The following is a 12954-nucleotide window of genomic DNA, read 5'->3' as shown; positions in this document are numbered from 1 at the left end:
TGCTATCTCACAACGGCAAATTATCGTGCTTCTTCGTCGGCATTTCCGTCTTCTTGTCCTTCAGCATTGCCAACGCCCGCGCGATGCGCTTGCGCGTCGAGTGCGGCATGATGACGTCGTCGATGTAGCCGCGCTCGGCAGCGATGAAGGGTGACAGGAATCGATCTTCGTATTCCTTGGTTCGCGCCGCTATCTTGTCGGGGTCGCCGATATCAGAGCGGAAGATGATCTCGACCGCGCCCTTGGCGCCCATCACGGCGATCTGGGCGGTCGGCCAGGCGTAGTTCATGTCGGCGCCGATTTCCTTCGACGCCATGACGTCGAAGGCGCCGCCATAGGCCTTGCGGGTGATGATGGTGACGAGCGGCACGGTGCACTGCGAATAGGCGAACAGCAGTTTCGCGCCGTGCTTGATCAGGCCGCCATATTCTTGCGCGGTTCCGGGCAGGAAGCCCGGCACGTCGACGAAGGTCACGATCGGGATGTTGAAGGCGTCACAAAAACGAACAAAGCGCGCGGCCTTCCGGGATGCATCGCTGTCGAGCACGCCGGCCAGCACCATCGGCTGGTTGGCGACGAAGCCCACCGTGCGGCCCGCGATGCGACCGAAGCCGGTCACGATGTTCTTGGCAAAACTCTCCGCGATCTCGAAGAAGTCGCCCTCGTCCACGACCTTCAGGATCAATTCCTTCATGTCGTAGGGCTTGTTCGGATTGTCAGGGATCAGCGTGTCCAAGGACATGTCGATCCGGGCGGTGTCATCGAAGCTCGGCCATTCCGGCACGCCGTCGGTGTTGTTCGACGGCAGGAAATCGATCAGGCGGCGCATCTGCAGCAGCGTCTCGACGTCGTTCTCGAAGGCGCCGTCGGCGATCGAGGAGCGCGTGGCGTGCACCGAGGCGCCGCCGAGCTCTTCCGCGGTGACGACCTCGTTGGTCACCGTCTTCACCACGTCGGGCCCGGTGACGAACATGTAGCTGGTGTTCTTCACCATGAAGATGAAGTCGGTCATCGCCGGCGAATAGACGTCGCCGCCGGCGCAGGGGCCCATGATGACGGAGATCTGCGGGATCACGCCCGAGGCGAGCACGTTGCGGCGGAACACATAGGAATAGCCGGCGAGCGCGGCGACGCCTTCCTGGATGCGGGCGCCGCCCGCGTCATAGAGGCCGATGATGGGCGCCCGTGCCTTCATCGCCATGTCCTGGAGTTTTGTAATTTTCAGCGCGTGCGTCTCCGAGAGAGACCCGCCGAACACGGTAAAATCCTTGGCGAAGACAAACGTCTTGCGGCCGTTGACGGTGCCCCAGCCGGTGACGACACCGTCGCCGGGCACCTTGTTCTTCTCCATCCCGAACTCGGTGGAGCGATGCTCGACGAACATGTCGAACTCCTCGAACGATCCCTTGTCGAGCAGGAGGTCGATGCGCTCGCGCGCGGTCAGCTTGCCGCGGGCGTGCTGCGCCTCGATGCGCTTCTGCCCGCCGCCGAGCTTGGCTCCGGTGCGCCGGTCTTCGAGCATCTCGATCACTTCAAGCATCGGGTTGGCCTCGCTCGTTGTTCGTCCAACCTCGTGCGGAGTAGAACGCGAGGGCGACTGCGGTGACTTTCAGCAAGTCAGCGGTAATGAATGGAAAGAAGCCGAGCCGCAGCAGTGGTGCATCGAAGCCAATGACGATCCCAAGCCATAGAAGACCCGAAACGTAAATAGTCGCCAGGAAGACCCCGGCGCTCGCTACGATCGAGAGGAATGAGCCATTCCGATCACGCTCAGCGAGGTAACCAGCCAACAGCACTGCCGGGAGACAAGCGAGCAGGTAGCCACCCGTCGGTCCCAGAATGTAGGCGAGACCGATGCCCTTTTCGGGAGAGCCGGCAAAGACAGGAAACCCTGCAATACCCTCGAAAAGATAGGCGAGTACGGCAAGACTGCCTCGGATCGGACCGAGGGTTAGGCTGATGCCGAAGACCACGAAGGTCTGCATGGTCATTGGCACCGGAAAGAACGGGACCTGAACCTTCGCTGAGACGGCAATGAGCAGCGAAGCGCTTACGATCATCGCCAAGTCGAAGCTAACGCGTCGCGGTGCGCTGCGGAGCACGCCAGGATTGTAAATCGTCATCATGAGCTCGATTGGAGAACGGAACGGTCTCCGTACGGGCCAAAGCGCCTCCGCGAAAGGCTTGAAGAGGCACATCTGTACATGATACAAATTTGCGAATTGAAAATTGCAAAATTGCGAAGATGTCGAATGGAAAGCTCTATATTGGGCGACGGGTTCGCGAGGTCCGCGAAGCGGCGAAGTTGACCCAGACGGCATTCGCGGAAAGATTAGGTATTTCAGTCAGTTATATAAACCAAATCGAGAACAACCAGCGATCAGTCTCGGCCTCGGTTTTGGTTCTTCTGGCCGAGCGATTTGGGATAGACCTCAGTTCCATATCGACGAACGACAGCGATCGGCTCATCGCAATGCTATCGGAAGCATTGGCCGATCCCGTTTTCTCCCCCCACTCCCCCAGCCTCCAGGAACTGAAGCTCGTCGTTCAGAACGCACCTAGCTTTGCGCAGGCGCTGCTCAGTTGCCATCAGGCCTACCGGCGTAACAGCGAACAACTCGCAAGCCTGGACGACCACATCGGCAGTTGGAGCACCGAACCAACCCCCTATGAGGAGGTTCGCGATTTCTTTCACTTCATCGACAATTACGTTCACGATCTCGACGTCTCAGCCGAGAGTCTGGCACTTGAGCTCGACATCGCCAACAGCGACGCAAACGCAGCGCTCGCAAAGCATTTAGAGAACCAGTACGGCGTGCTGATCCGGAGAACGGATCCTGGCGACAGCTTTTTGAGGCGCTTCGACACGGCATCGCGAACTCTCTTCTTGAGCCCATATCTGCCGGCCGCGACACGCAGCTTTCAAATGGCGTTTCAGATCGCCGCGCTTGAACAGGAAGACCAGATTGAAAAGATTGCGAAGCGTGCCGAATTCCGCACCGCTGACGCGCGCGAAGTATGCAAGGCCGGCCTGCGGAACTATTTTGCGGGAGCGCTGATCCTGCCCTATCAGGCATTCCTCGCAACTGCGAAAGAACTGCGCCACGACCTTGACCTGATCGCCGCCCGTTTCGGCGCGAGCCTGGAGCAAATTGCCCACCGGCTCTCTACCTTACAGCGGCCGGGTCAAAAGGGCGTGCCGGTTTTCTTCGCACGTGTCGACCGCGCGGGAAATATCACAAAACGTCATAGCGCGGCAAAATTGCAGTTCGCGCGCTACGGCGCAGCGTGTCCGCTGTGGAACGTGCATCAAGCGTTCGAGTCACCGAGCCGCATCATTCGGCAGCTCGCCGAGACACCGGACGGCGTGCGCTTTCTCTGCGTTGCGACCGAACTGGCTAAAGGCCACGGTGGCTTCGGAACGCTGCGGCCGCGCTATGCTATCGCCCTCGGATGTGAAATCTCCTACGCACGAGATTTCGTGTATGCCGATGGGCTCGATCTGACAAGCAAGGGCGCTTACGATCCGATCGGAATCTCCTGCCGCATCTGCGAACGTGCGGATTGTGCGCAACGCGCCGTTCCTCCATTGAAAAGCAGGTTGACTGTCCACCGCAATCGGCGAAACGTTCTGCCATATGAGATTTCCTGAGTCCTGAGTATCGACTGCTGACCTCTGCGTGCGACTCAAAGCGAAACCTAGAAGCCTCAATTCGGGTTGGCGCCAGAGGCTTGCGAGAACGTTGGGGGCGGAGCGAACTTTCTCGCGCGTAGGACATCTTGGCCGTCCAGATCATGCGGGTGCGGCCGCGTCAGCTTGCCTCTCGCATGCTACGCCTCGATGCACTTCTCGCTCGCCGCCACCGAGCTTGGCGCAGGCACGCCGGCTTTTAGGAGCGAGTTGAGAGCGCACGCGTATGGGCAGCGTGGGCTTGACCATAAGCTAAACTCTAGTAACATGACGTCAATGTCATAATTTTTTCCTGTTGTAAAAAAGATGCAAGCATCTGATATCGCATCATAATTGTTGCAACAGAAGAAAGCTTTGATGCCGAACTCAAATGTGGCAACGACGCCACTTTGAGAGAGCTACGGGACGTCTAGGCGTCCAAACGATCAAGCAAAAACAAGACAGGAGGAGCGCTGAATATGCGTGGTTTGATACTTTTTGCCGTCGCCGCCGGCATCACAATTGGTTCGCACCAAGCAATGGCCCAGAAGCAATACGGCGCGGGCGCGAGCGACACCGAGATTAAGATCGGAAATATCCTGCCCTATAGCGGGCCCGCTTCCGCCTACGCCATCGTGGGAAAGATCGCTTCTGCCTACGTGACGATGATCAACGAAAAGGGCGGAATCCACGGACGGAAGATCAATTGGATCTCGTATGACGACGCCTACAGCCCGCCGAAGACGGTCGAGCAGGCTCGCAAGCTGGTTGAAAGCGACGAAGTTCTGTTCCTCTACCAGACGCTCGGCGTTCCCCCGAATCTTGCCATCATGAAGTACATGAACCAGAAGAAGGTGCCGCAGCTCATGCTCGCCACCGGGGGCACGAGGTTCGGCGAGGATCCGAAAGCGTTTCCGTGGACGATGCCCTTCAATGCATCCTATCAATCGGAAGGGCGAATCTACGCAAAATGGATTGTAAAGGAGCATCCCACCGCGAAGGTGGCCGTCCTCGTTGCCAACGACGAGTACGGCAAGGACATATACAAAGGTGTCAAGGATGGGCTCGGCGACAAAACCTCGATGATCGTCGCTGAGGCGACCTACGACTTTAGCGACCCCACGATCGATTCGCAGATCGTCAAGCTGAGGGCGTCAGGAGCAGATTTGCTGCTCAATCTGAGCCAACCCAAGTTTGCCGCGATGGCGCTTCGAAAGATGGGCGAGCTGGATTGGAAGCCTATCCATATCCTCAACAATGTTTCGAGCTCCGTAGGAGCGGTGATCGAACCGGCCGGCCTCAACTACGCGCAAGGCATCATCAGCGCAGGATATTACAAAGACCCGACGGACCCTCGTTGGAAGGACGACCCTGGCATTCAGGAATGCGAACGCTTCTTGCAGAAGTACGCGCCCGATGCAGACCGCAATAGCAGTCTCGTTACCTACTCTTTTGCAGCTCTTCAAACACTCCAATATATTCTCGAGCAGGCGGGGGAAGATCTGACCCGGGAGAACATCATGAAGGTCTCAGAAAGCCTGAATGGTTTCGCACCCTCGACTTTGCTACCCGGAATCACTCTCAACACGTCGCCTACCGATCATTTCCCGATCGAACAGATGCAGTTGATGAAGTTTGAAGGAGACAATTGGGTCACGTTTGGTCCGATCATCGAAGGCAAGTTGACCAACTAGGCGCATCCGAGCCGCACGGATTTGGAAGTCCGTGCGGCTTTTGACTACCCTCCGTTCTCAGATGGCTACTTACCAAATTGCGATCGTTAGGAGAGAAGGTGGACTCGTCGAGGCAACTGGCACCGTTCCAAGATCGCCTAGCCTTGCCGCTGATCGCGGCCCCGATGTTTCTCGTCTCGGGCATCGAGCTTGTCGTCGCGGCCAGCCGAAACGGCGTGATCGGTTCATTTCCAACGGTGAATTGCCGCAGCGCCGACGAGCTCGATGACTGGCTAACCCGGATCAACGAACGCCTGCACCGCCACGACTGCGAGGCCGGGAGACGACATGCGCCGGTCTGCCCAAATCTGATCGTCCATAAGTCCAATGCTCGCCTCGCAGACGATCTGCAGGTTGTCCTTAAGCACCAGCCGGAGATGGTCATCACATCGGTCGGGGCCCCTAAACCGATACTGCAGCCGCTCCAGGACGCGGGCGCGTTGGTTCTCGCCGATGTGGCGTCCATTCGGCACGCAGAACGAGCAGCAGAAGCAGGCGTCGACGGTCTCGTACTGTTGACGGCGGGGGCTGGCGGGCAGACCGGCTGGCTCAATCCGTTCGCGTTCGTCCGCGCGGTCCGCACGTTTTTCGACGGTGTGATCGTGCTCGCCGGCGGCATTAGCGACGGTGTCGCTCTGCGAGCGGCGCAGGCACTGGGCTGTGATCTCGCTTACATGGGAACGAAGTTCATCGCGACTCGCGAGAGCATGGCTGATCAGAGACACAAGCAGATGCTCGTAGAGAGCTCTGCGGACGATATCCTTCTGACTACCGCGTTCACGGGATTGCAGACCAACATGCTGAGGCCGTCGATCGAAGCAGCGGGCCTCGATCCGGACAACCTGCCACCACACGGTTCGATCGAAATCGGCAACGACATCGACATCGCCGCGCGGGAAGCTCGACCGAAGAGGTGGCGGGACATCTGGAGCGGCGGGCATTCAACTTCCGGAGTCAGAAATATCCTGTCGGTTGATGATTTGATCGCGCAGACCATCACTGAATTCCGCGGCGCCGGCCAGGCGCGATGATCCGCGCCCCGCAAACGAAGACTTCGCCCAGCTTCCTTGGATGAGCAGGGCCAGAAAAGAAACAACCAAGACGAGGTGGAAACATGTCACTCCACGCTTTCCCTACGGTCTGCGAGCAAACCCTGCGGGCGCTCGCACGCTACCCCTCCCGAACAGCCTTTAGCTGTCCGGAGGGGACACTGAGCTATCGAGGCGCTTTCGACCTGATCGGACGCATGCAGAGCGTCTTTATGCAGATGAATCTGCCTCCAGGATCGCGCGTCGCACTCCTGACCGCCAACCGGGCGGACATGTGGTGCGCGGGCGTCGCGGCGCAGCTCGCCAGGTTGGGCATTACTTGGCTGCACCCGCTCGGCTCCCTTCAAGATCAACTATTTCAGCTTGAGGACTCAGAGTCCGCGATACTGGTAGTCGACGCGGCTGCGTTCCACGATCGAGGCGGCGAGCTCGCGGCGAGCGCCGCCGGCCTGAAAGCGGTGTTTACCATAGGTCGCGCCCAATACGGTACCGATCTACTGAAGGCCGCCGAAGCCGCAGGACACGCCACCCCGCGCAGCTTCGCCGGACCCGACGACATCGCAATTCTCAACTACACGGGCGGGACCACAGGGAGATCGAAGGGAGCGCTTCGATACCACCGCCAATATGGCGGCTTTGCCGGCGCGATCCTGGCCGACTTCGAGATTCCGGAGGCAGCTCGGTATCTTGCCGTCGCTCCGATCAGCCATGTCGCGGGAACCAAGGTCCTTCCGACATTGATGACTGGCGGCACCGTTCACTTGCTGAAAGGATTCGATCCGGAAGCTGTGCTGCTGACGATACAGCGTGAGCGTATCAACTTCACACTCTTCGTGCCGACCATGATCTATGTGCTACTCGATCATCCCGCGCTTTCCAGAACCGACCTTTCATCACTGGAGCTGTTGCTATATGGCGCATCCTCGATGTCCACGAGCCGCCTGATCGAAGGCATCGAGCGGATCGGACCTGTCTTCTCTCAGCTTTATGGCCAGACCGAGTGCTATCCTGTTTCGGTGCTGCGAAAAGCCGATCACGATCCGAAGACGCCGGAGCTATTTTTGTCCTGCGGCTTCCCGATATCATCGTGCGACGTCAAGATTCTTGACGACGACAATCAAGAGGTGGCAACGGGCGAAGCGGGCGAAATCTGCGTTCGAGCACCGCATGTGATGGCGGAATACTGGAGACAGCCCCACGTCACGGCCGAAACGCTGAAAAACGGCTGGCTGCATACCGGCGACATCGCTCGCCAAGACGAGCGTGGTTACATCTTCATCCTTGATCGCAAGAAGGACATGATCGTTTCCGGTGGTCTCAACATCTTCCCACGCGAGATTGAAGACGTCCTGTCGGAGCATTCAGATGTCGCGATGGTCGCGGTGGTGGGCATTCCCGACGAAAAGTGGGGAGAGGCAGTCACCGCGATCATCGTTCCGCGCGAAGGCTCAAACCCCAGTCCGGACGAGCTGATCAACCTGGTCAAATCACGCAAAGGCTCTGCTCATGCGCCGAAGCAAGTCCAGCTTGTCAAACAGTTGCCGATGACCGGCGTCGGAAAAGTCGACAAGAAGATTCTACGAGCGAACTTCTGGACAGGACGCGATCGCATGGTCGGTTAGTTTAGGCTGCCGTGCGGAGCGGCAGCGAGGTGAAGTAGGCTTGATCCGGTGTGCTGCCGTCAAGGCTCGAATGTGGACGGCGGCAATTGTACAACAAGGCTTGAGAACGCCCACGGGACCGTATGCCGTGAGGTTCTGTACCGGCTTCACCGCTTCACCCTTGGGCAGGCCGCGAGGTTTTCGTCCATGCCGTGATCGACAAGGCGGACGGCGTTGTTTTCCGCTGCACGCTGGATGGATCGGAGACGCAGCGTTTTCTGGAGATCCCATCCTGGATGTTCGACCGCGCGGCATGTGCTCGCGGTTGCAGCCTAACGGCAGAACCCTTTGTCAGCCAGGAAGCGCTCAACGCGTTGTCGGCGCTTCTCGATTTAGCGGTCAAGAGCGCGGCATCATCATTGAATGAGCCGCTTTCCGGTGCATGCGGAGTCTCTCACGACCAGAATCGGGGAGAGGCTCATGGCAAGCAGGACGGCGATATCGGCGAACCCGGTTCGGCGCAACCGGCGGTTCGGCATGCATCAGATGGACCTGTTCGCGGGTGGCATCGCGCACAGCGCCGTTGGGGTTCCAGAGTGGCGGGAGCTGCCGAAGGAGGCGCAGGATGCGCTGGTGAACCTAATGACGCAGCTGGTGCTGGACCATACGCGGCTGAGCGCAACGCTCGCGAAGAGAGAAGACGGTCATGATCAGTGACAAGGTCCGCCCTCACCACCATGAGCGCAAGGCGATCCTCTATGTGCGCCAGTCCTCCGCCCATCGGGTTTTGCACAATCGTGAGAGCAGCGCGTTGCAATACGCGATGCGCGACCGATTGACGGCGCTGGGGTGGTCCAAGATCGAGGTGATCGACGATGATCTTGGACGTTCCGCAGCCGGCAGCGTCCAACGCGCGGGCTTCGAGCGGATGGTGGCCGAAGTCTGCCTCGGCAAGGTCGGCGCAGTCTGTGCGCGGGAGGTCTCGCGCTTCGCCCGCAATAGCCGGGACTGGCACAGCCGACGGACGACTTGAACGCGAACGCCAATTCAGGTTCGACGCGAGGAAAGCTAACGCTCTCGCGCTTTCTCCCTCACAGCGAGTTAACCTGAACCATCAGCAGTGCGCAGCCCTCCACGTCGAGGACTGCAAGTGCGCCCGTCAGGCCACCTTCTGCGACGATGCCGTCGTGCCAACCTGGCTCGGCGCGTATCCGGCTGGCATGGGACCGGCCTCGAGGTGCTCCTTCAGGTTGTTCAAATAGTCCTCCGCATAGGATTGCGCCTCCGAGACCGCCAAGTCGACTCCGGCATTCGCGGCTCGTTCAATTAGCTCTTTCGCTAGCCCCTCGCGCATCGCGAGTTTGACCTCCGGGCCGGCGATACAGCCCACCACCTGCGCCACGTCACTGAAGCCGGCCTCTTCGAGCGCCTGCGTAATATCGCCTCCGCTAATGGCGGCGTGAAGAATATTCGCCGCTTGCGACTCCCATTCGAGGCCCATTGATGCAAGATCGGCCAATTCACCCAGGCCCGGAATGAAGCCGAGCGTGCCAACCGCTGTGGCGGCCCAGTCAAGCGCCTTTGATTGAGCAGCGAGCATGTGATCGAGTCTAGCCTTCGCGTCGTTGAGCCCCTGCTTCATCGCCTGCTTCATATTGTCTCCGTTAACGGCGGTGTGGAGAAGATTCGCCGCTGCCGACTCGCATTCGAGGGTCAAGGATGTAAGGCCGAAACACTGGCCCAGGACTGGAATGAAGTCGAGCACGCCAACCTTTTTGGCGGCCCAGGCAAGCGTCTTCGATCCAGCAATGAGCACGTCGTCGATTGCGTGCATGAGCGCTCCGCCGTTCTTCTTCACAGACTTGATATCGGGCTGGTCGGCCACGCCCATCATCATGTCCGCGACCGCGGACTGCTCGGCCGCGGTCTTGGGAATATGGGTCTTGGTCTGCTGAACGGTGCGGTTCGCAGCCGACATGTTGCGGTAGAAGTTCGTGAAGTCGTTGTTGCTGATGTTACCGGAATCGACCCTATGTCCGCCACCGAAGTCGAAGAACTTGTGATGGGTCTTGTAGCCCGTAATCGAATTGTTCAGCAGTGCGAACAATAGCGGATCCGAGAGCAGCTGCGACGCCGCTTGCCGTACCTTCGGATCAAGACTCTTGTCCTCGGCCATGCTCGCCAGCTTGTCCCGGGTCAGCACGCCGCCTCCAAAGAAGGCGCCCTGATTCTTGTTGATCGTGTCGAGCGTGTTCAGCTCGGTTTGCGTGAGGCCCATCGACGATGAAGCGACTTGAAGGAAATCCTCTTTGTGGACCTGATCAATCGCACCACCGTACAGCTGCTTCCAGGCATCCGGGTGGTCGAGGAAGTATTGAGCCGCCGCGATCACCTGCGGCGGGCTCTTGCCAGTATGCGCGTTGCCGTCGACGATCTGCTGGAAATCAGCCAGGCTCAGGTTCTTGGGCAGGTAGTCGGAATACCGGTAAAGCTCGCGCATTGCGTCGTTCACGGTCATGACTGACGGTTGGCCATTTCCGGAACCGTCGGAGGGGATGTAGTTCTGCTCGTAGCTGTTCTCCTGCTGCTCCTGGAAGGCGGCAACCTGCGGATGATGGCGGCAGAACTCAGACAGATCGTTGCCCGTGTTCACATTCCTAAAGTACGGGAGGCGCGACGAGATGACTTTGTCTTTGTTGATCAGGCTTGTGTGGATTGCTTGGAATAGCCCGGGATCCTGGCACAATCCCTCGAACGCTGCCCTCAGATCTTGTGGCAGGGAGGGACTGTTCTTGATGCGCTCCAGCCCACCCAAACCCTGTGTCGTGCATAGGTCCCATAGGTCCTTGTGCCGGTTCAGCGCTGCCACGATCTCCAACTCGGCATTGGTCAGCGTGCCACCATTCCACGTGACGTTCGACATTTCCGGTGCGGGAACGCCCTCCTCCGCGGCCTTAACCGCCGCCTTCACATTCGCCGGCAGCAGATCCAAGGGATCCTCCGGCACAGGTAGCTTTGGGTCCAGCAGCTCCGGTGGTGGGGACGGCAGCTCGGATTTGGCTTCCCGCGCGCAACTGGACAACATGGCCTCGAAGGGGTCGCCTTGCTGGCCGGGCGGCTGCACGGAAGGACCCACGGCCGTGGTTCCCCGAGCAAGCACGAACAGAGCTGGAACCGCACTGGCGGATGACAAAGAGGTGTTGAGCTGCATAGCACTATACCCGGATGTGAGGGTGGAGGTCGTTTGAGGAGCCCGAGTCCAACCTATCGGCCAGAAGGATGCCGAACTTTTGGGTTACGTCGACCTTTGAGTGACTGTTCATTTCGTAAGGCGCTCACTCTCAACTGTCTCGCAATCCAAAGTTCGAAAATGCGCTTTGCTGGGTCAGGCCCGGTGTCTGCGCAGAAGGTCCCAGAGCCAACGTGGCCCCGGTGTAAACGCCGGCTGAGGCTGATTTCCGCAACTGGCTGGCGAAAGGTTACTGAACGACATGGTGCATCCCCGGATGTGACATTGATGACCGTCGCAAGTGCGTCTTGCGGCGCCGCCGTGTTCACGACGAACAACACGCAAGACCTGATGGAAATGTTGACCGGGACCTGGCCCACTGCCTGTCGGCTCACCAAAAATGTCGCCACCATGTCCTGCGCGCCAGGCCCGACGTTCATTTCCGTTACGGTCAATAGGCGACAGCACCGTCTAGCGACCCAGGCTCTCATGTTAGGGAGGCTAGCTTTCAAGAAGCTGACGCGTCTGAAAGCGATCCACCAATGACGATGGCAAATCTAGGAGTTTTGCCGGAAGCTGCAGCGTGCTCTCGACGTGTCTGGTCAGCATGCTTCCGTCTTCTAAATCGCCTACCAGTTTTGGTAGTTGACCGAACGCATGTTGTTGCATCTCGCTTAGCCGTCGCGAAGTCGAGCACCAATTTCCGATACGTAAGGTTTGATCAGGAATAAGCGAATTTCAGCGCCTCATCACAGCGGCTTATTGTTGAAACACCAACAGGGTCACCAATTTTGTATGGGCGCCACATTGATTCTATCCATTTTGCGTCATGCGATTCTCTTAACTGGCGCTCAACCGAGGATAACGCCAACATTCGTGCCGCCGCTCGCAGAAGCGAGCCGACAAGTTTTCGGTTACACCAAGTTGGGAGAGAGTGTCATCTGCGCGGCGACGACCAGATTACCACCGCCAAGGGCGCGCGCTAGCGCGGCTAGCGCTCGCCATTGAAAACATCGACCTTCATCATGGGGCTACGCACCGATGGCCTCACTGGTCCGCTGGTTTCGAGGGAGCCGTGAGCGTCGATGCAATTGGCACGTCACACGCCTGAGACGTGCAAGATTTAAAGTGAAAATGACTGATGTGGATGCTCGCTTGTGGCACGCACGTTCTTTCAGTGGCTTAGTCACTATTCCGATGTAATGAGTCTGGACGATGTTGGTGACTTCGCCCGGGATCGAACGCTAATCGTGCACGACGTTGTCTGCACATTCGTCCATCCATGCGGGGAGCTGCACGACATAGCTGCCGTGCTACTCGACGCAGGCATGGTTTCAACGGTCGCCGAGCATGACTTGGTCAGACTTGCACTATCCCGAAACCTTGAGAACTTCCTGCTCGGCGCGCCGCTGTTCTTCGTCAATCCGTCGAGTCGACACCTTGTCTTAGGTCAGAAGTTCGAGTTTGCGCAGATCGACCCGCCAACGTTCGCGCCGTTGCTTGATGCGCTGGCGCTGCAGGCCAAAGCCTGGCGGGACGGGCGGAGCGGGGCGCGATGACTGGCAATTCAAATGTGGCGGACCGTGCAGCGGCGCCGGTCACTCAGGGCCGGTGCACAAGCGATCCAACGCCTTCGCGCGTTTGGGATCGAGACAACGCCAGCGGACCGCCC

General features: G+C 58.9%; 10 protein-coding genes. 7 read left to right on the top strand and 3 right to left on the bottom strand.

Annotated elements, in window-relative coordinates:
* Positions 1–7: 7 nt before the first annotated feature.
* Complete coding sequence (locus tag NLN62_RS23050) at positions 8–1540, bottom strand: acyl-CoA carboxylase subunit beta (protein ID WP_254108932.1); 1533 nt, start codon at positions 1538–1540, stop codon at positions 8–10.
* On the bottom strand, positions 1533–2123 hold the full coding sequence (locus tag NLN62_RS23045) for a biotin transporter BioY (protein WP_254108933.1): 591 nt from the start codon (positions 2121–2123) through the stop codon (positions 1533–1535). Before NLN62_RS23045 ends, NLN62_RS23050 begins: the two co-directional genes overlap by 8 nt.
* 122 nt (positions 2124–2245) lie before the next feature.
* Here NLN62_RS23045 and NLN62_RS23040 point away from each other — a divergent pair, with 122 nt between their 5' ends.
* From NLN62_RS23040 to NLN62_RS23015, 6 genes are all read left to right on the top strand, one after another.
* Positions 2246–3652, top strand: a complete 1407-nt coding sequence (locus NLN62_RS23040) for a short-chain fatty acyl-CoA regulator family protein (protein WP_254113634.1) — start codon at positions 2246–2248, stop codon at positions 3650–3652.
* 497 nt (positions 3653–4149) lie between these two features.
* Complete coding sequence (locus tag NLN62_RS23035) at positions 4150–5364, top strand: ABC transporter substrate-binding protein (RefSeq protein ID WP_254110312.1); 1215 nt, start codon at positions 4150–4152, stop codon at positions 5362–5364.
* Positions 5365–5462: 98 nt separating this feature from the next.
* Positions 5463–6434, top strand: a complete 972-nt coding sequence (locus NLN62_RS23030) for a nitronate monooxygenase family protein (protein WP_254110311.1) — start codon at positions 5463–5465, stop codon at positions 6432–6434.
* An 83-nt stretch (positions 6435–6517) separates the two neighbouring features.
* Positions 6518–8074 carry an AMP-binding protein gene (locus NLN62_RS23025; protein ID WP_254110310.1) on the top strand — a complete coding sequence of 519 codons (1557 nt, stop codon included), beginning with the start codon at positions 6518–6520 and terminating at the stop codon, positions 8072–8074.
* A 459-nt stretch (positions 8075–8533) separates the two neighbouring features.
* The gene (locus NLN62_RS23020) at positions 8534–8770 is read left to right on the top strand and encodes a hypothetical protein (protein ID WP_254110309.1); all 237 of its coding nucleotides are present in this window, start codon (positions 8534–8536) and stop codon (positions 8768–8770) included.
* On the top strand, positions 8760–9086 hold the full coding sequence (locus tag NLN62_RS23015) for a recombinase family protein (protein ID WP_254110308.1): 327 nt from the start codon (positions 8760–8762) through the stop codon (positions 9084–9086). Before NLN62_RS23020 ends, NLN62_RS23015 begins: the two co-directional genes overlap by 11 nt.
* A gap of 126 nt (positions 9087–9212) precedes the next feature.
* Here NLN62_RS23015 and NLN62_RS23005 read toward each other — a convergent pair whose 3' ends face one another.
* On the bottom strand, positions 9213–11264 hold the full coding sequence (locus NLN62_RS23005; RefSeq protein WP_305881675.1) for an HrpF/NolX family T3SS translocon protein: 2052 nt from the start codon (positions 11262–11264) through the stop codon (positions 9213–9215).
* 1175 nt (positions 11265–12439) lie between these two features.
* Here NLN62_RS23005 and NLN62_RS23000 point away from each other — a divergent pair.
* The gene (locus NLN62_RS23000) at positions 12440–12841 is read left to right on the top strand and encodes a CesT family type III secretion system chaperone (protein WP_254110307.1); all 402 of its coding nucleotides are present in this window, start codon (positions 12440–12442) and stop codon (positions 12839–12841) included.
* Positions 12842–12954: the final 113 nt, after the last annotated feature.

Source organism: Bradyrhizobium sp. CCGUVB23 (genome assembly GCF_024199885.1).
Classification (GTDB): Bacteria; Pseudomonadota; Alphaproteobacteria; order Rhizobiales; family Xanthobacteraceae; genus Bradyrhizobium.
The sequence above is the reverse complement of the archived record's forward strand: the minus strand, read 5'-3'. Positions and strand labels throughout refer to the sequence as shown.

Bases quoted from the DNA above. Each gene is read 5' to 3' on its own strand.
- NLN62_RS23040 (WP_254113634.1), top strand. From the start codon at position 2,246: ATGTCGAATGGAAAGCTCTATATTGGGCGACGGGTTCGCGAGGTCCGC.
- NLN62_RS23045 (WP_254108933.1), bottom strand. From the start codon at position 2,123: ATGACGATTTACAATCCTGGCGTGCTCCGCAGCGCACCGCGACGCGTT.
- NLN62_RS23035 (WP_254110312.1), top strand. From the start codon at position 4,150: ATGCGTGGTTTGATACTTTTTGCCGTCGCCGCCGGCATCACAATTGGT.
- NLN62_RS23025 (WP_254110310.1), top strand. From the start codon at position 6,518: ATGTCACTCCACGCTTTCCCTACGGTCTGCGAGCAAACCCTGCGGGCG.
- NLN62_RS23020 (WP_254110309.1), top strand. From the start codon at position 8,534: ATGGCAAGCAGGACGGCGATATCGGCGAACCCGGTTCGGCGCAACCGG.
- NLN62_RS23015 (WP_254110308.1), top strand. From the start codon at position 8,760: ATGATCAGTGACAAGGTCCGCCCTCACCACCATGAGCGCAAGGCGATC.
- NLN62_RS23005 (WP_305881675.1), bottom strand. From the start codon at position 11,264: ATGCAGCTCAACACCTCTTTGTCATCCGCCAGTGCGGTTCCAGCTCTG.
- NLN62_RS23050 (WP_254108932.1), bottom strand. From the start codon at position 1,540: ATGCTTGAAGTGATCGAGATGCTCGAAGACCGGCGCACCGGAGCCAAG.